This is a genomic window from Sphingopyxis sp. H053, from assembly GCF_001468225.1.
Classification (GTDB): Bacteria; Pseudomonadota; Alphaproteobacteria; order Sphingomonadales; family Sphingomonadaceae; genus Sphingopyxis.
The window spans coordinates 19189-37880 of sequence record NZ_LNRU01000018.1; the positions used below are offsets into that span (position 1 = coordinate 19189).

14 protein-coding genes are annotated in these 18692 nt (G+C 62.9%); 13 read left to right on the top strand and 1 reads right to left on the bottom strand.

Translation table 11 applies throughout. From position 1 onward, the window contains the following. The first annotated feature begins 120 nt into the window (after positions 1-120). The 12 genes from ATE70_RS23065 (at position 121) to ATE70_RS23120 (ending at position 17639) form a co-directional block, all read left to right on the top strand. Entirely contained in the window at positions 121-4449 is a 4329-nt protein-coding gene (locus tag ATE70_RS23065) for a strawberry notch-like NTP hydrolase domain-containing protein (protein ID WP_082639237.1), read from the top strand. A gap of 77 nt (positions 4450-4526) precedes the next feature. Continuing rightward, positions 4527-6863, top strand: coding sequence for a type I restriction enzyme HsdR N-terminal domain-containing protein (locus ATE70_RS23070; RefSeq protein ID WP_156420154.1), 2337 nt, complete (start codon positions 4527-4529; stop codon positions 6861-6863). Between the two features lie 380 nt (positions 6864-7243). Further along, positions 7244-8434: a hypothetical protein gene (locus ATE70_RS23075; protein WP_058539868.1), complete on the top strand. Its 1191-nt coding sequence runs from the start codon at positions 7244-7246 to the stop codon at positions 8432-8434. Positions 8435-8490: 56 nt separating this feature from the next. After that, on the top strand, positions 8491-8685 hold the full coding sequence (locus ATE70_RS23080) for a hypothetical protein (protein ID WP_058799774.1): 195 nt from the start codon (positions 8491-8493) through the stop codon (positions 8683-8685). An 80-nt stretch (positions 8686-8765) separates the two neighbouring features. Then, positions 8766-9110 carry a hypothetical protein gene (locus ATE70_RS25025; protein WP_058799773.1) on the top strand — a complete coding sequence of 115 codons (345 nt, stop codon included), beginning with the start codon at positions 8766-8768 and terminating at the stop codon, positions 9108-9110. After that, entirely contained in the window at positions 9094-9342 is a 249-nt protein-coding gene (locus ATE70_RS23090; protein ID WP_058539846.1) for a hypothetical protein, read from the top strand. The genes ATE70_RS25025 and ATE70_RS23090 overlap by 17 nt, the downstream gene beginning before the upstream one ends. Positions 9343-9419: 77 nt before the next feature. After that, positions 9420-9707 carry a DUF5983 family protein gene (locus ATE70_RS25315; RefSeq protein ID WP_058539847.1) on the top strand — a complete coding sequence of 96 codons (288 nt, stop codon included), beginning with the start codon at positions 9420-9422 and terminating at the stop codon, positions 9705-9707. 70 nt (positions 9708-9777) lie between these two features. Then, positions 9778-10071, top strand: coding sequence for an RNA polymerase sigma factor (locus tag ATE70_RS25320; protein WP_058801145.1), 294 nt, complete (start codon positions 9778-9780; stop codon positions 10069-10071). Between the two features lie 716 nt (positions 10072-10787). Then, positions 10788-12401, top strand: a complete 1614-nt coding sequence (locus ATE70_RS23105; RefSeq protein ID WP_058539849.1) for a hypothetical protein — start codon at positions 10788-10790, stop codon at positions 12399-12401. Then, positions 12398-13930, top strand: coding sequence for an ATP-binding protein (locus tag ATE70_RS23110; protein ID WP_058539850.1), 1533 nt, complete (start codon positions 12398-12400; stop codon positions 13928-13930). The genes ATE70_RS23105 and ATE70_RS23110 overlap by 4 nt, the downstream gene beginning before the upstream one ends. A 290-nt stretch (positions 13931-14220) precedes the next feature. Beyond that, on the top strand, positions 14221-15978 hold the full coding sequence (locus tag ATE70_RS23115) for a PIN-like domain-containing protein (protein ID WP_058539851.1): 1758 nt from the start codon (positions 14221-14223) through the stop codon (positions 15976-15978). Further along, on the top strand, positions 15975-17639 hold the full coding sequence (locus tag ATE70_RS23120; RefSeq protein WP_058539852.1) for an ATP-binding protein: 1665 nt from the start codon (positions 15975-15977) through the stop codon (positions 17637-17639). The genes ATE70_RS23115 and ATE70_RS23120 overlap by 4 nt, the downstream gene beginning before the upstream one ends. 122 nt (positions 17640-17761) lie before the next feature. Here ATE70_RS23120 and ATE70_RS25030 read toward each other — a convergent pair whose 3' ends face one another. Continuing rightward, on the bottom strand, positions 17762-17947 hold the full coding sequence (locus ATE70_RS25030; RefSeq protein ID WP_156416892.1) for a hypothetical protein: 186 nt from the start codon (positions 17945-17947) through the stop codon (positions 17762-17764). Positions 17948-18200: 253 nt separating this feature from the next. Between ATE70_RS25030 and ATE70_RS23125 the strand changes: the two genes are divergently transcribed. Next, positions 18201-18689 carry a hypothetical protein gene (locus tag ATE70_RS23125; RefSeq protein ID WP_058540022.1) on the top strand — a complete coding sequence of 163 codons (489 nt, stop codon included), beginning with the start codon at positions 18201-18203 and terminating at the stop codon, positions 18687-18689. Positions 18690-18692: the final 3 nt, after the last annotated feature.

Genomic DNA, 18692 nt, shown 5'->3' on the forward strand with positions numbered 1-18692 from the left:
ACCGTTACCACCATCGGCCCGTTCCCTGGACCCGACGGAAATGCACCTTCTGTCAAGATAAAGGGAAGGGGGCGTGAGAAGAAGGCGGCGATCCGGCCGCCCTTTGCCCAGGAGCCACTTATGCATTCTGCCATTTTTGCCGGACGCTTGCCCGAGCCTTCCGCCTGTGCCGAACCCGGTGATGGGCGCACCGCCAGAGTGCTGGCCGTCGCCCGAGCCGTGGCCGAGCGGCTCGCGGGCCGCGGCGCGATCAGTCGCCAGGCTCTCACGTCGCTGATGACCGAGGCTTATGGCGCGAGCGATGCGGCCGGCGCCTGGTCGATGCGCGACGCATATGACGCGCTCGAGGCGGCCCAGCTTCTGCTCCTTCTAAGCCCTGCGGGACCGCTATCGGATCAAGACGCTCTCTCCGCCCGGCTTCATGCGCTCGACGACGTCGCACGCGCGCTGCCGCCGCAAACCTATCGCAGCGAGCAGCAGGTCGAGCTGCAACAATTCTCGACCCCGCTGCCGCTGGCCTGGCTTGTGGCTGTCGCCGCCGCGATGACCGACGAGGACATCGTGCTCGAACCGTCCGCCGGTATCGGGATGCTGGCGGTCCACGCGCGGCGCATGGGGGCGGCGCTCATCCTCAACGAACGCGATCCGGGACGCGCAGGACTGTTGACTGCCGTCATGGGCCAGCCTGTCTCGCGGCACGACGCGGAGTTTATCGACGACATGATCGATCCCGATTGCCGCCCGACGGTCGTGCTCATCAATCCGCCCTTCGGCCGAAGCGAGGGGCGCGGGCTCGACCGGCATGCCGCTGCCCGCCACCTGCGTTCCGCGCTGTTGCGGCTTGCGCCGGGTGGACGCTGCGTCGCGATCATGCCGCCGTCATTCGCACCCGACGGCGCCGGCGCGACCAGCTATCAATCGGTGTGCGCGGTCGCGACACCCCGCGCTGAAATCACCCTGGAAGGCAAACCCTTCGCGCGGCAGGGAACCTCGATCACCGTGCGTCTCTGCGTCTTCGACAAGGGCTGGCGCGGGTGCACCGAACGTCACCTCGCATCGAGCTTTACGGATGCGCTCCCGATCATTGCTGCGCTTCCGCCGCGGCTTGCCCTCGCTCCGCGCGAGCCCGAGCCCGAGCCTGCGCGCCTATCGGCTATCGCCGCCGCCGCGCCGCAGCGGTCGCGCGCGCTCCTCGGCGGCCTTGGCGGCGTCCGGCGCCTCGCGGTTCCACCTGTTGCACCGGCGCTCGATGCCACGCCGCAGCCGCTCGCCTATGAATTGCTCGCAGAGGTGCCGGCGGCCGATGAACCGGTGGGCATCTATGTTCCCTGGCGTCTCACGCGGATCGCCTTTCCGGAACCAAATCCCCATCCGGACCAACTCGTCGAATCGGTCGCAATGTCGTCGATCCTGCCGCCGGTGCCGCATTATCATCCGCTTCTTCCACCATCCGCAGCTGCAGCGCTCTCCGACGCGCAGCGCGAGGCCGCCATATACGCCGGCCAGGCGTTCGAGCGCGATCTCCCCGGCCTGTATGTGCCGGACGCAGCTGGCACCGCCCTTCTACCCGGGGCGGAGGGCCAGCCCTATCGCATGGGCTATATGGTCGGCGACGGCACCGGCGTCGGCAAGGGGCAGCAGGTCGCTGCCTGCATCCTCGATCGCTGGTGCCGCGGACACCGCAAGGCGCTCTGGATCTCCAAAAGCGCCGCTCTGATCGAGGATGCGCGGCGCGACTGGTCGGCACTCGGCGGACTGCCGATCGACATCCAGCCGCTCGACGCCTTTCCGCTCGGCTCGGACATCCCGATGGAGAGCGGCATCCTATTCCTCACCTATGCGACGCTCCGGTCGCAGCGCGACGACGCACCTTCGCGGCTTCAGCAAATCCTGCGATGGCTCGGGACCGGCTTCGCGGGGCTGCTCGCCTTTGATGAAGCGCACGAGCTCGCCAATGCTGCGGGCACCGAGACCATCCACGGCAAACAGAAGGGATCCGAGCAAGGGCTGGCCGGCGTGCGCCTCCAGAACATGTTGCCGCGCGCGTGCATCCTCTACAATTCAGCAACCGGCGCCACCGATCCGGCCAATCTCTGCTATGCCACGCGCCTCGGTCTCTGGGGTCAGGGCACCGCTTTCGAGACCCGCGAGGCCTTCATGGCCGCGATCGCGAGTGGCGGCATCGCGGCAATGGAAATCGTCGCCCGCGACCTCAAGGCGCTCGGCCTCTACACGGCCCGCTCGCTCACCTTCCGCGGCGTCGAATATGCGCCGCTCGAGCACGTCCTGACCGAGGATCAGATCCGCGTCTACGATGCCTATGCCGACGCCTGGAGCATCATCCACCGCCGCCTCGACGAGGTGCTTGAGGCCACCAACATCGTCGACCGCATGACCGGGCGGTCGCTCAACGCACAAGCCAAGGGGGCCGCGCTCTCGCGCTTCGAAAGCGCGAAGCAGCGCTTCTTCGGCCAAGTGCTGATCGCCATGAAACTGCCCACGCTCTTTGGCGCGATCGAGCATCATCTCGCGCGCGACCATCATGTCGTGATCCAGCTCGTGACCACCGCCGAGGCCATGCTCGAACGCCGGCTTGCGGGACTTGGCGCCGACGAACGCGCAAACCTTGAAATCGAGCTCTCACCCCGCGAGTATATGGTGGAATATCTCAAAACGGCCTTCCCGACGCGCATGCTGCGCGTCTTCAAGGGCACCGACGGTGAGCCTCGCTCCGAAATCGTCGTCGATGCGGCGGGCCATCCGATTCACAGCCAGGAAGCGCTTCGCGCGCGCGACGATCTCATAGAGCAACTCTGCGCGATGCCTGCGATCCCGAGTGCCCTTGACGCGATCATCTCCCGGTTCGGTACGGACCTTGTTGCCGAGGTGACCGGACGAAGCCGGCGGCTGTTGACCGATATGGTGGGGCGGCAGCGGATCGAACGGCGCACCGCGCGCAGCAATATCGCGGAGGCCGACGCCTTCATGGCGGGCGCGAAGCGGATCCTCATATTCTCGGACGCTGGCGGCACCGGACGGAGCTATCATGCCGATCGCAAATGCCCGACCGCGCACCGCCGCCGCGCGCACTTTCTTCTCGAACCGGGATGGCGGGCGTCCAACGCGATCCAGGGGCTTGGCCGCTCCAACCGCACCGACCAGCAAAGCGCCCCGATTTTCATTCCCGCGGCAACCAATTGCTGGGGTGAACGGCGCTTCATCAGCACTATCGCCCGCCGGCTCGACAGCCTCGGTGCCCTGACCCGTGGTCAACGCCAGGCCGGGGGCCAGAATCTCTTCGATCCTGCGGACAATCTCGAGAGCGACCATGCCAAGGATGCGCTCCAGCAATGGTACAGGCTGCTGCACCGCGGAAAACTCAAGAGTACCTCGCTTGCCGACTATGTCGGCATGACGGGTCTCAAGCTGGTCAACGAGGACAGCGGGGAACTGCTCGACAAGCTGCCGCCGATCCAGCGCTGGCTGAATCGCCTGCTCGCGCTCAGGATTGCGACTCAGAATGCCATCTTCGAGGAATATTTCGGGCTGATCCAGGCCCGCATTCAGGTTGCGCGGGAGGCGGGCACGCTCGACGTCGGTGTCGAGACGATCCTTGCCGATGAGATGCGCATCGTCGAGGAACAAGTGCTGCGGTGCGATCCGGTGAGCGGCGCTGAAACCAAACTGTGCCGGATCGAACTGAAACGTCGGCGGCGCGCCACGGCGCTTCCCGTCCTCCTCGATCAATGGCGCGACTGCGGCGATATCCAGTTCCTCCGCAACGAACGATCGGGCCGTGTCGCGCTTCGCGTGCCGTCCTGGTCGATACTCGATGACGATGGCCAATCGATCCGCATCTGGGAGCTCATCCGACCCACCGGTTCCGATCGCATTCGCGAGTCCAGGCTTGCTGCCAGCCACTGGCAGGCGACCGGAAAAGCCGACTTTGCGCGGCTCTGGCAGGCGGAATGCGAGATGGCGGCGCAGGAGGTCGAAACCAGCGACATCAACGTCGCAACGGGTCTTCTCCTGCCGGTCTGGGACAAGCTTCCCGATGATGACGTCCGCGTCTGGCGGATCGCGGACCAGGCCGGCAACGCCGTCCTCGGCCGTATCGTCTCGCCTGCGGGATTGGAGCGCCTCGCCGCGACATTTGGCATCAACATGGAGTTCGGCCTGACGCCGGCCGAGATCATCAGAGCTGCCCGTTCGTCCGAGGGCGTGGCAATTCCGGGCCTCGAACCGGCGCGTCTCCGCCGCGCGCTGGTCAATGACGAGCCTCGACTGGAAATCATGAACTATCCTCCGGACAGCCGTGCCCGATTGAAGGCGCTCGGCTGCTTTACCGAGATCATTGCTTACAAGACCCGGGTCTTTGTTCCCCCGAAGCAGGCCGAGGCGATCATCGCGGCCATCGGCGAGCCGATGGCCAGCCAGGCCGCCGCCTGATGGAGATTGACCGTCGGCACCCAGCGTGCCGGATTTTTATGTCGCGGGGCACGGGGCGCGGCTATTACAGCTCGGTCATGACCTTCGTACCCGAAGCCCAGTTGCAGGCCTATGTTCTGGCGCTGCTCCGCAAAGAACTGAAGCATCTGTCCCCTGGAGATTTTCAGGTCGAGAAGCGATTCAAGCTGCGGATAGGACATCATGAGGATGACTATGATGGCGCCGCGCTTTGGGAGGCCGAAGGTCGCGCCGACTTGCTCGTTCTTCACGGCAAGCGGCCACTCGCGCTCTTCGAACTCAAGCGCGAGGACAAGACTCTCAGCGAAGACCATGTTGGCCAGGGACGCAGCTATGCGGCGCAACTCCTCGATCGTCCGCCGCTGGTCATCGTGAGCAACGGCAAGGAGACATGGGTGCGGCAAGCCAGCAACGGCGAGCCGCTCGACCCCGGTCTGGACGGTGCGGACTTCGCGGAGAAGCTGTTCAGCAATATCGGCAAGGTCGCAGCGTCAAACCTCGCTTGGGCGATCGAAATGCTCATGGGTCCGGAGACGACCATCTGGGTCGAGGCCGTCCGCGCACGCACCGACGCGCTGATCGAGCAGCTCACCGGAGACCCCGATGATGCCCGGCTGCCTTATGGCCGTGATCTGCTGTTCGGTCGACGGGCCACCGTCGACATCCTCTCCATGCTCAACGATGGCGCCAAGGCCGTTGTCCTCGAAGGCGCGCCGCTCTCCGGCAAAAGCAATGTGCTGCGCGATCTTGCGCGCTTGACCCGCTCTTCTCCCGACTGGGCCATGTTGATGATCAACGCCGCCACGGCAGGTGCCGGACTCTTCCAGCGGATCGCCAATCTTTTCGAAGCGACGCTCGAATGGTCGCTTTCGCCGCAGGAAGTTCGGACATGGCTGCGGCGCATGTCCAGGTCGAACCGCAAGCCTGCTCTCATCCTCGCCGTGGATGGCGTCGCACCAGGTTCGGCCGTCGCCTCGGACCTGGAAGAGCTTGCCGAAACCGGCTTCGGCGATGCCTTGCGGCTCGTTCTGTCTACCGATCGCGCCGATACGATCCTCCGCGGCGCGAATGGCCGCACACCGGGTGCACTCGAGCCGGTCGCGAAAGTGATCGAAGTCGACCTTCTCGACGATCAGGAATTTCAATATGTCCGTGAAGCGATCGCACCCGCTCGCCTCTTCTTCTACGACGGCGCCGAGCTAAGCCAGGAATATCGCAGGCCTTGGGTCCTTCGCGCCGCGCTTGCTGCCGGCTCCATACCCGATGACGAGGATATCGCGGCCTTTATTCCGGCATCCATGGGACTCAAGTTCGTTCAGACTGCCCGTCAGCACCTTTCGAAGGTGGGCGGCGATACCGCCCGGCTCTTTCGCCTTCTGGCACGGGACGCGCTCGCGGACGGCGGCGAGGTGTCCGACGCTCTCGCGTTGACGCAAGCCAATGCCCTGGTCGTTCGCCGTGACGCCTTCGGCCCTGCGTCGGACGCAGCTGCGACAGCGCTCGCTGCACAAGGCTGGGTCAAAGGCAGCCGTCATCATGGCGGTGAGGATATCGTGGTTATTCGTGCGCCCGAGTTCCTGGTCAGCGAGCTCGCCTCCGAACTGGCCACACGCGTTTCCGAACGCCTGGCAGATGGCGCCGAAACAGCCGCAACGGAGCTCCTCTGGCAATCGCAGCGCTTTTTCCTGGGAGACCTGATCGGTGCCTGCGCCATCGTCGACCTCGCAGCGCGCCAGCGGGCCCTGCCTCTCGAACTGCTTGCTTTTCTGATGAACTTCTTCCCCGAAGCCGAGACCATGGCGGGCAAGCTGGTCAGTGCGGAAGGAGAAGATGGAAGGCCGTTCTACATGGTCTTTGACGAAAAGGGATGGGCAGCCCTTGCCGATGCAAACGGGAACCCGCTCAGCCCCTTCGAACGAGTCGATGAAGGCGATGAAGCCAGATCCTACAAGGACATGATCGCCTGGATGATCCTCTCTCAGCTTGCTCGTCTCCGCTCCGCATTCGGCGATTCCGACGGAGACCGTTTCGATTTCGAAATCATCACCCATCTCGGTCAATGCGGTTTCCCGCTCGTCAACGGCGGCCGGACACCGATGCGACATGCAATCGAAGACCTGGGAGGCACGGCAACGGTTCTGGACCCCGGCCATGCGCTTGCCGAACCCTTGACCGCCGCAATCCACAAATTGATTGCCGAGGAATGGCCGTCCCTCGACCCCTTTTTCGAGAAGGTCCGGGAGGCGAATGCGCTTCCTCTTACGGTTAGGGTCCAGCATGCGCTTTTGGCCCTGCGAAATTCTGCGGCACCCGGTTTGCCGGCATGGGTCGAGGCCAAACTTGAAGATTTCATTTTCCCGTTGCGCCAGGAACAGCAGGGCGCCGGCTTTCTCTAGGCGTCGGGCCTCTGACAGGACCCGGACACGGACTGACAATCTCCGCGCTCCGGGTCTGTTTCACGGCGACCGGTGCGCCGGATGTTGATCGAATTTCCCCGCTGGTCGGCTTCGGCGTACAAAATGCCGCAGCCTTGCGGCGGCGGCTTGAGGTAACGCCGCCCGCCAGGTTCACGGCATGCGATCGGACGTTCGTCCCTGCCGGATGCTCAGGCCGGATGCCGCGGAGCGGGACTCCTCCGGCTTTTCAGAAATGACCGCGTTGAGCCGAATATCCGGCCGGCGACGGTTGATCCGCCTGTGGTCGGAGAAGGGAGGGGGACAGAGAAGGGCGGAGCAGCGCGATGCTGTTCCAGATCCTCTATCAGGAGACCCTTCCCATGAACATGATGGCTCCCGCTGCGCGCGCCGCACAAATACCCTATAAGGTCGACATCAGTCGCGGCCGCAATATCAGCCGCGTGTCGTCCGAATGGTTTTCAAGACCCGACGACGAACGCTTCCTCTCGCTTCCCGACCTCTATCATCGCGTTCACGCGCGGGCCGAGGCGGCAACGACGCGCGTCGTCGAGAGCCGCACGGTGCGTGTATTCGCGCGCAGCGACGAACCTGAGCGCCTGACCCTGGCCGTACCCGGCCGTGACGAACCCGTCGCACCGACCAACTGGTCCTTCGGCCAGCTCTGCAGCCTGGTGGGCGCGCCGGCCTCCTATTTGCGGACTCTTCCCGCAGCACTCGCCGGGATCAACATGCAACATGGCTTGATCGATCATCGCGGCGAGCAGGTGAAGCTCCTTGAGACCAGCGATGGCCGTGCCGAACTCCGCGCGGTCACGGGCCCCGATTATGGCCGCATCTGGGATCATGAACTCGTCTCCGCCGTCATGCGCGTCGCCGGCAATGGCACGGGCGATACGCGCTGGAAGGTGCCGGGCGTCCTCGACTGGTCGACGATGCACTATAATCCTCATGTCGATGTCTCGCGCGACACGACGACGCTTTACGCTTCCGACCGCGACGTCTTCCTCTTCCTCGTTGACGACACACACCCGATCGAGGCCGGGAAACTGCCCAATGGCGACCCCGATCTCTTCTTCCGCGGCTTTTACTGCTGGAACTCCGAGGTGGGGTCGAAGGCGCTGGGCATCGCGACCTTCTATCTGCGGGCGGTTTGCATGAACCGGAATCTCTGGGGCGTCGAGAATTTCCAGGAAATCAACATCCGGCACTCAAAATTCGCCGCCAATCGCTTCGCGCACCAGGCTGAACCGGCACTCGCGCATTTCGCAGACTCCTCGCCCGCCAGATTCATCGATGGGATCAAGACGGCGCGCGAACGGATCGTTGCGCGCACCGATGAGGACCGGGCGAGCTTCTTGCGCAACCGTGGCTTCTCCAGGTCCGACACACAGCAGATCATCGCGCGCGTCTTGGGCGAGGAAGGCCATCCGCCGGCATCGCTCTACGATTTCGTGAACGGCATCACCGCCGTCGCCCGCACGAAGTCGCACCAGGACAGCCGCCTCGAACTCGAAGGCAAGGCAAGAGGACTCCTCAAGCGGGCCGATTGAATGGCGCGCGCCGATGACACCGGTGTCCTGCCAACCCGGTCATCTCGGACGTGATCATGCCGAACCCGAATCTCGACACCGTCGGCGTTGATACGCCCGCGTCAATCGGACTCGCCATGGTCCGCCGTCCTGGTCAGTCTTGCGGCGCGGGCACACTCGCTCTCGCGAGTTCGGCCGCTGATGACGACGCCGACCTTGATGCAGCCGCCTCCTGCATCACCGATATCGCGAGCGGCGCACGCAAAGGCTGATGTTCGCTCCATCCATTCCTGTCACCCGCGCGAGAGCCCGGCTCCGGCGCCGGTCATTTGCATTTCAAGGAGTCCCGTTCATGACGACCACCCCGTCTGTTCTCACCTACGCGGTCCGCGTGGAATATTTCACTGGTGACGACGTTTTTGCCGCCGAGACGTTGCTTGTCGACCAACCCGCCAGCGGCGAAATCGAGGCGGCAGCGACGATCGCCGCCGAGGCCAGTCCCTATTTCAACGCGTCTGTCCCCGAGCTTTCCTATGCAATGACGATCGCGCCCTTCGACCCCGACGACCCCGAACCACCGCCAGCCGGCGCGCGCGCGGCCGGTCTGTACCCATTGCGGTTCGGACCAACTCGTGCGCGACGCCTCCGCGCGGTGGGATACGGATGCGCAGGACTGGACGATGTCGGGACTCTATGACTGCACGACCTGCGATATTTGCGGCGCGGAGAGCGACGATCTAGCGCGGTGGGTTCCCGCCGACCATGTGATGCCGCTCGACCGCTACCGGCGCGACCTCGCGGCCGCGCTCGGCGAGGAGGACATCGCCCAGGAATATGACTTTATCCAGTTCTGTCTCGGACACTTCCGGGAAATACCGATCGCGGAGGCCAAAGCCGCCTGGAAGGGGCGTGACCGCACGGCCACATGAGGGCCGCTGATTTTGATCCGGCGAGCCCCGCCCTCGCGGCAGCCCTCCGCCACGCCTGAGCAAAGGAGACCGATATCATGGAAACCGGACAATATCTCGTGCTCAGCACAGCGCACATACGCTGTGCGACCGGTCAGCTGCTCAGCGACTGGGCCGACCTGCCGCCCGTACGCCAGCCATTGCCCGTCGCGCCGACCCAATATGGCTGGTTCCTGCCTACCCGGATCGAGACCGGCAATACTGCGCGGCATCTGCCGAAGGAAATTCCTCCGATCCTGGCGCTCGGGCGGGCGTATGGCTGTGACTATATTCTCCTCGACTGCGACGGCCCCACCGAGGCGGTGCTGCCGACCTTTCCCTGGTAGCGGCGCGACGGAGGGAAGAGGGCTGGGGAGCAGGCAGCCCGAGCGATGCCACACCAAGAGGATGACCGTCATGTTCCGTCACGCCGCCCGCCGCGCCGGCGCCGCGCTTCAGCGCGCGGCCCGCGCTTGCCTTGCATCCCTGCGGTTTTTTTCCGCCGCGCCGGGCACCGCCGATCTCCGTTCTCGATACCGAGCCGCCGTTGACGCGCTTCCCGTCGACCAGCTCGCCGTTTTCATGATGCACCGCGTCGATGATCTGGCGATCAGCGAAATCGCGACCCGCCTCGGTATGACCAGCGCGGAGATCGAAGACAATCTTGCCAATGCGCTGCATGCCATTGCGATCGCCCTTGAGGGCGACTGAACCTCGGCTCCGCGTTGTGCACACTATCCCGGACACTCCCATGAAGACCCTGTCACCTCTGCGGGCGCGCCTCGCCTCGTTCGAGCATGCCTATGTCCTCGCGACCCGTCTTCGGTATGCGACCGGCTGCAACCACTATGTGGTGCGCACAGGCGATCCGTTTCAACCGGTCCGTGTGACGGCTACGCTGCCAGCCCAACCCGGATGCGTGCTGGCCTGGATTCGATGACGGCGCTGCGCACCTCTCCTTGTCGCCCCGGGCGGGCGCCGGCTCCACCGCGAAGATCAGCGAGCGTGTCGTCCGCGGCGCACCGCCTGACGCGGTGTCGATGGCCGATTGCGTCCGCGACAGACCCGGGACGGCTCGTTTCGTTCCCCTCCATGCAGCACCCAAAAGCGGACGTTCGGGTTAGTCTGCCTCGCGACCGTCGCGGTCGGACCGGCAGCCTCCCACCGTCAGGCCCATGCCGGCAAAACGTCCGCGACGCCCCGGAGCGCCTCTGAAAAGCGTCGCGGCAATAGCCTTGGTTATTTCTTGACGCGCAGTATGAGACTGCCACAGTGCAGGCCAGCACTGTAATTCGGGGGCGGTCGCAAGATGAGCAAGCGAGGAATCGAGAGGGAATTTGCACGCCCGGCGGCAGTCGGCCGGCTGGCGGCCGGACGTGCCTGTTTCCGGGTGGAAACGGGGTTCCACGCACAAGGCAAGGTGGCCCATGGCTGACAGGAAAATCCTGCTTATCGAGCCGGGCTACAAGAATAAATATCCGCCCCTCGGCCTGATGAAGATCGCGCAATATCACGGGCCCGACGGCAAGAAGGACCATGTCCGCTTTGTAAAGGGCGAGGTTCCGAGCGTGCTGTCCGAAGCCTGGGACCGCATCTACGTGACGACATTGTTCTCGTTTGAATATCCCCGCATCGCGAACAGCATCGATTATGCTTTGAAGGTCGCGAACGGCCAGGCCGACAAGGTGTTCGTCGGTGGCATCGCCGCCTCATTGATGCACGAACGCTTTCTTGAGGAACGGCGCTGGCAGGGTGTACGCTTCATCAAGGGACTGCTTTCGGATGCGCCGGCAATTTCGCTGCAACTCGACGATTTTTCTGAGGAGCTCTATTCCGACGATCACGCGGGAATGCCCATAGAAGACCTCGTGCCCGACTACAGCATCCTCTCGCAGATCGACTATCAATATCCCGTCCGCGACGCTTATTTTGCGTACACGTCCCGCGGCTGCATTCGCAAATGCCAGTTCTGCGGCGTGCCAAAGCTCGAGGGCATGCAGCGTGACGTCGAATCGTTGACCGATATCGTCCGTGCGATCGACGAGAAATATGGTCCCAAGAAGGACCTTATCCTCATGGACAACAATGTTGTCGCAAGCCCGCGGTTCAAGGAGATCATCGCCGAGATTCGCGATCTCGGCTTCACCCCGGGCGCGAAGCTTTTGCGGTCGGGCTCGCGCGTCCCCGTTCAGCGCCGGGTCGATTTCAATCAAGGCGTCGATGCGCGCATTCTGTGCAAGGACCCGATGTACCTGCGGGAATTGGCATCGATCTGTCTCAAGCCCTTGCGCATCGCATTCGATCATCTCGGCGTTCGCAAGCCCTATGAGCAGGCGGTGCGCTACGCTCACGAACATGGGCTTACCGAGCTCTCGAATTACATGCTCTATAATTTCCACGATACGCCTGCGGATCTCTTCGAGCGCATGCGCCTCAACGTGACGCTGAACGAAGAACTCGACATTCGCGTCTGGTCCTTCCCCATGCGTTTCCAGCCGACTAACCGACCGGACCGCGGTCATATTGGCGAGCACTGGTCGCGCTACCAGCTGCGGTCGATGCAACTCATCCTTCAAGCGACACATGGTGTCGTGAGCGGCGCCCCCGAATTTTTCCGTCGGGCGTTCGGTGACACCGTGGCCGAATTCGAGAATATCCTGATGATGCCGCACGACATGATCTTCAACCGCGACTGGTATGACAAGCAGGGCGGGCGGGCCGAATATGATGACTATGTGGCCCAGGCCTCCCGGCTCTCGCCGGACCGGCGCCATGAACTGATAACGCTCCTTTCATCGTGCGACCCGCGCCATTATCCGACTTTGACCGAAATGACCGACGATGCGGCCGTTCGCAGCATCCTCCAATTCTATATGCCTCGCTCGAAGGAACTTCTTGCGGCAATCTGGAGCGGACGGGGTTCCTGGCCAAAGGTTGCCGCTGACCTCGGGGTTCCAGAGGACGAACGCGTTGAGGATGCGGGCCTTGACGCCGAAGAAGAGCCGATTGAGGCGTCGGCAAACCGAAAGGTGGCAGCATGAATACGATGATGCAGCTTGGTCGCGGCGACGCGGAAAGCCAACTCGAGCAGACCGCGACGGTTGGAAAGGACATCATCGAACTCCTCTCGACGGCGATGTATGTCGACCCACTTACGGTTTACCGGGAATATATTCAGAACTCGGCCGATGCGATCGATGCCGCGCGCGCCGCCGGGCATCCCGCCGGACAGGTCCAGATCGCGCTCGATCCCGCCGCGCGCACAATCGTCATTCGCGATGACGGGGACGGCCTGCCGATGCAGGGTTTCGCCGCAAGATTGACGGCTGTAGGGGCGAGTCTCAAACGGGGCACGCAGGCGCGGGGGTTTCGCGGCGTCGGCCGGCTGTCGGGACTGGCCTATGCGCGCGCGCTGACGTTCCGGTCGCGCGCGCGCGGCGAGGACATTGTGTCAACAATGCGATGGGACTGTCAGCGTATGCGCGCTGCGCTCAAGGACCCCGACGATCACCGCGATCTTCCCGCGCTGGTCGCGGCCGTCACGGAAACACATATAGAAACCGAAGCCGGCCCTCCCTTTTTCGAGGTCAGGCTCGAGGGGGTGGTGCGCCACGGTGACGACCGGCTCATGTCGCCGGGCGCCGTCGCCGATTACCTGTCCCAGGTCGCGCCGCTTCCGCTCAACACCGCCTTTTCGCACCGGGAGGGCATCGTCGCGAAGCTTTCGGCCGAGCTTGACATGGCCGGTATTGAAATTTCCATCAACGGCGAACCGCCGCTCATGCGTCCACATGTCGACGAGATCTTGGTAGACGGCGTTCGTCCGCTTCGGCTGCATGAAATCAGCTTCGTGGAAATCCCGTCGACGGATGGCGGGACCGCGGCGCTCGGATGGATCGCCCATCATGATTATGAAGGCGCAATCCATCCTTCGACCAAGGTCCGTGGACTTCGCGTGCGCGCCGGCAATATTCAGATTGGCGATGCGGGCGTTCTCGCCGACGCATTCCCCGAACAGCGTTTCGACAGCTGGGCGGTCGGTGAAATCCATATTCTCGATCCCCGCATAGTCCCGAATGGGCGCCGGGACGATTTTGAGCGCAACATCCATCTCGCGAATTTGAAGAACCATCTCGCGCCGCACGGACGCGAGGTTGCTAACCGCTGCCGCACCAGTTCGCGGGAGCGCAAGCGGGTGCGCGATATCGAGCTCGAGCAAGCCTCTGCCCGCGAAGGGCTTTCAATCCTGAGACAGGGAAGCCTTGGTGCCGCCGAGCGCGACCGCGTGGCGCTTTCGGTCGAACTCGCGCTGATGCGTGCCGAGAAGCATACCGGCCAAACGGAGCTCGTCGTCGATGTGCATCAACAGACGCGCCTGGAGCTCGACGGGTTGCGCGAAGAGCTTGACATGCTGGCGTCCGACGAGCAGGCCCCCGCATCGCCACTTGACCGGCTGAACCCCGAACGACGCGCCTTTTACGAGGAAATGTTTGCTCTAATTTACAACTGCTCAGTCAACCGCTCGGCCGCAAAGGGCCTTGTCGACCGGATTATTGCCCAGATTGCCTGAGTGGTCTTCGGTGAGGGGCTCGGCAGGCGCGGAGCAGCCTTCAGTTTCGGGCTGGCGGCCCCATGCTCGCTATTTGGAACCGATCCGGACAATCGAATAGCATTGCACTTTCATTTGAACGCTCGAGACGAAGCATTGTCCGGCAATGGGCTGTTTCCAAACTCGAGTTTGTTCACCCTCGACTCAGAAGGTTGAATCAGTAATCAGTCGTCGCATCCAATAAAATTCTTGCGCGGGGCGGCTTTCACACAATGATATTTCCGGAAATCGCTCCCTCTCGCAGTGAGTGCATGCGGCAGATCCAGGAGGCTTTCCGGTCTGACGGCGCCCGGATTTATGTCGACGCAAGCGTTCTCATCCACTGCTACGAAATGAGCCGCAGTGCCCGCGAGGAACTGCTCAACGCGCTCGATTCCTTCGGGCCCAAGGTGCGTATTCCCGTCTGGTCAGCGAAGGAAACCTGGGATCATACCCGCGCGCTGCGGACAAAATGGCCCTTGAAAGCAACCGCCAAGACCCTGAGCAACTATATGGCGCGATTTCGGTCCGAAAGCCTTCGCTACGTCGATGAGCGCACCTTCGGCGACATGAGCATGGAGCAATTCTCACGCGAGCTTGATGGTTTTCTCGCTACGGGAGAGGCGCTCGCCAAGCGGGCCGAGCACATCGACCCCGGGCACGATGACGCAAATGCGCGCTTGCTGCCGTTCATCGCCGGTCACGCCCTCACATCCGACATGACGATCATCTACGATGAGGTAAACCGGACGGGCGAGGCGCGCTACAGTCATGACGTTCCTCCCGGCTTCGGCGATGGCGGCGTGAGGAATCAAAATGGAGAAGGCGAGGAAGGCGAAGGATCGGCCCAACTCAAGGGTAAGAAGCGCAACCGCTTCGGCGACCTTATCATGTGGCTCGAGGCGCTGCAGGATTGCGGTGCGCCGGAAGCCAAGCATCTTGTGATCGTGACACGCGACAACACCAAGAAGGACTGGGTCTATAATCCCGAACGCGTTGCGACCGACGAGGGCGGCCTCCTGCAGAATGGCGGCCTCATCACCCTTCCGCTCCCGCTTCTCGCACAGGAAGCGAAATTTCGCTGCCCGCACCTCGAAGGGATCCACGTGATCTCGCTCGAAATGCTCACGCACATTCTGCGGACAGGTCATGGCGCGCGCGTCACAAACCTTGTCCGCGCGCTTCAGCCCGATGTGGGCAACCCGCGCGGAAGCGTGCGCGACGGGCGCGCCGAACGACGCGGGGAAAGTGCCGAGGGCGAGCCCGTTGCCGTGAGCTTCGGATCGTCGGACATGATATTCGAGCCCGGGGAGGATACAGAAGGCCCGGTCTGGCGAGCGGTTAACGCGCTCCGTGCGGAAGGCTGGAGCATAACCAACGCGGCGGCCGCGGCGCTGACCGAATATATGCACCAGGTCAATGCCGATCAAGCCAAGCAAATTGGCCGGGGCATTGTCGCAGCGTCGAACGACGACGCGCTGAAGCCGATCGAACTCGCACAGCATGTTCTCAACGGCGACGAATATTCGGCGGAGATACGGGCCAACCTCCTCGTCGGCATGCTCGGCGAGACCTATTTTGACGAAAATGGCGAGCCGAGGAAGCCGACGGCGCACAGCGATATCACCGGTATCCTCTTCGATCATGCCGGCGACGCCGACACACGCGTCGCCTATGAAGCGACGATCGCGACGACACTCGATCCCTTCCGGAAACTCTATCTCGCTCTTCCGGGCGAACCGGAACGCGGCATCCCGATCGAACTCCAGCTCAGCGGCAGCCGCCTTATCGGTTGCCAGGCCGATGGAAAGGATTTGCTCGAAATGAATGCCCCTGAATCGCGTCAGCTCGTGAGCGGCGGCAAGAGCGAGGAAATGCCGGTCACTGATCTGCTCGCAGCACTGGCGCGCGAGTTCGTGGTCCCTGAGACCATGCTGACTCTCGAAGGCCCGACCAATTTCCAGATCGAACTTCCCGAGCGGATAGGTTTTGTCGGCTGGGGCCCGAACAGCGGAGAATTGCTGCGATGACGAAAGCCCAGGTGCCCGCCGACTCAGTGATCGTCGGATCCTATTCGCTCGAATCCCTGACCACGGGTATGTATGAAGATCCGCGGCACTGTATCCGCGAATATGTACAAAATGGCTATGACGCGATCCGTGCCGCGCGGGCCGTTGAACTGATCGGTCCGGCCGAAGGCCTCGTCACGGTTTCGATCAGCGGCTCGCAAAGTCGTCCCACGATCACCGTCAACGACGATGGCACCGGCATTCCCTCCGCGCAGGCCGTCGGCATTCTCGTGTCTGTCGGGGCCAGCACCAAACGCTCGACGCTGAATGCAGGATTTCGGGGGATCGGGCGCCTTGCCGGCATCGCCTATTGTACGACCCTTCGTTTCTCCACCACCGTGGCAGGTGAGGATGTCGCGACCATCGTCGAGTTCGATTGCGGCCGCCTGCGAGGTTTCATGAAGCCCAGCGCGGACTATCAGGATATTCGCGAAGTCATCCGGCAATGCTCCACGAGCGACATCAGGACGGCACCGGTTGATGCCCATTGGACCGAGGTTGAAATGATCGGCCTCACCGGTGTCGGTCTCGAATTTGCCGAAATCGAAAAGCTGGTGCCCTATCTCCGACAGGTTTGTCCGACCGATTATTTGGATCGCTTCACCTTCGCGCCGCGCATCCGGAATTTCGCCGAGACAGTCGGACATCCGATCGGCTCGATCGAGGTTGAAACGCGCTACAAGCGCGAACGCACCCAGATCCTCAAGGCCTATGACGATGCGACGCCGACGAGCGATCCGCGCAAGCCATCGACCGTGAATGACATCGAACTATTCAACAACGCCGAGCTCGGCTGGCATGGCTGGATCGCCCGTTCGAACTTCAAGGGAGAACTTACCGACGACACGGTCGCAGGCGTGCGCTTCCGGATGAAAAATATCCAGATAGACGGGTCGAGCCTCATCGAGACTTTAGGGTCTGAGCTGACACTCGGTGGCACCGAAGGCCGCCTCCAACGCTACGCCGTCGGAGAGATTTTCATCACCAATCCCGCCGTAATCCCCAACGCGCGCCGCGACGGGTTCGAGGACAGCGCGGCCTGGCGCCAGATCCGCACTGACGTGAAGACGAAGGTCGCAAAGCGCGTCGTCACCCTCGTCCGGGAAGCCTCGAAGAGCCGGACGACGCTCCGCTCGATCGCCAGCGAAATAGCCGGGCTCGCGCGAACGATCGATGCGGAGTGGATCGAACCTGTCGTTGCCGACCGGGTCGCCGCCACCATCAATCGCATCCTTGCCCGGCTGAAGCCTGAGAAGCTCACCGGCGGAGACCCCGATGAGGTCGGTGGCCATGTGTCGAGGCTCAAGACATTGCAGGAGAAGCTCGACGAACTGCGCGCCCGCCCGAAACCGGAACCCGAGAGACCCCAGGAGGGAGGTGGCAACGTGCCTGCGCCGGAGGACGATGATGGCGGTGGTGCGGATGACGGCAACGACATTGGCGGCGGCAGCGGCGAAAGCGATGACGTCGGCGACGACGACGAGATGGATTCCCCCGACGCCTGGCCTGCCGACCGCATGCTGGCAGCTGTGCGCTTCATCATCGAATCCGAACAGGGTGCAGAGGAGGCGCAGCGCATATTCGCGGCTGCCGCTGCCCATCTTGCTGCGGGAGGACCATGACCCACGGGCTTTACGTCATCGCATCTCTCGCCGGATGAGCGCTGCCGCCCTGTTCCAGACGATATCCGTGAGAATCAGACCATGCTGCCGGACGGCAAAACAGAGCCCATAGGGAAAGATACTCATGTCGTGCGCCGAAGCGGTGCCTCGAGGAGCAGTTGCAGCGTCTTTCGCTTGCGCCTTATTCGGGCAATAATCTCCGTCACACGCGACGGCGACAATCCGAATTGCCGTCCGAGTGCCGCATAGCTTGCCCCTTCGCTATGCAGCCTCTCCATTTCGGCATTCCGGGCATCCTTCACCGTCATCGATCTTGTCCTCATATCGAGATCCCCGACGGCGTTTCGCCGTTGGACCGGTCCTCCCAGTATCTCGCCGCGATATCATCACGCAAGTAGAAGTTCATTCTATGTTCCTGTCCGCTCTCCGGCTTCGAATTCTTCTCGTTCTGCCACTCCGGCGAAGGACGCTATAGCGATCCACGGCTTTGACTGGCTTTGGAACAAGCTTTTCTTCATGGTCCGTCCGCATCATGGATATGGAAAGGGGAATGGCCGGCCGATGATCGAACAGGAACAAGCCAGCTGGAAATCCCGTGACTATTTCGCCGAAATGTATGTGGCGGGCCTGATGGCCGACGCCGGCTGGAACCTCTATTTCCCGCACCGCGACCAGGGGTTCGACATGATCGCAACCTATGCTGCCGCCGACGGTATGATCGTCCGGCCAGTCCAGGTGAAGGGCAAATATCCGACCGAGGGAAAAACAGACAAGGCTCGCTACGGTTATGTGGGTCCGATCACGGCTTTTCATGACGACATGATCCTGGCAATCCCGCTCTTCGCAGGGCTCGAGGATCCTGCGCCGCGACACATCGCCTGGATGCCGCGCAAGGCCATTCGTCCCGCCGCCCAGGATCGCTGGCGATGCGAACCGGCGCGCTTCGTCGATGGCTTGCCAAAGCCCCGCGACACTTTTCTGGGATATTTCGACCAGGTGGGATTAATGCGCTGGGTCCTGCCCACCATCGATCCGATCCTGGCGGACTAGCCG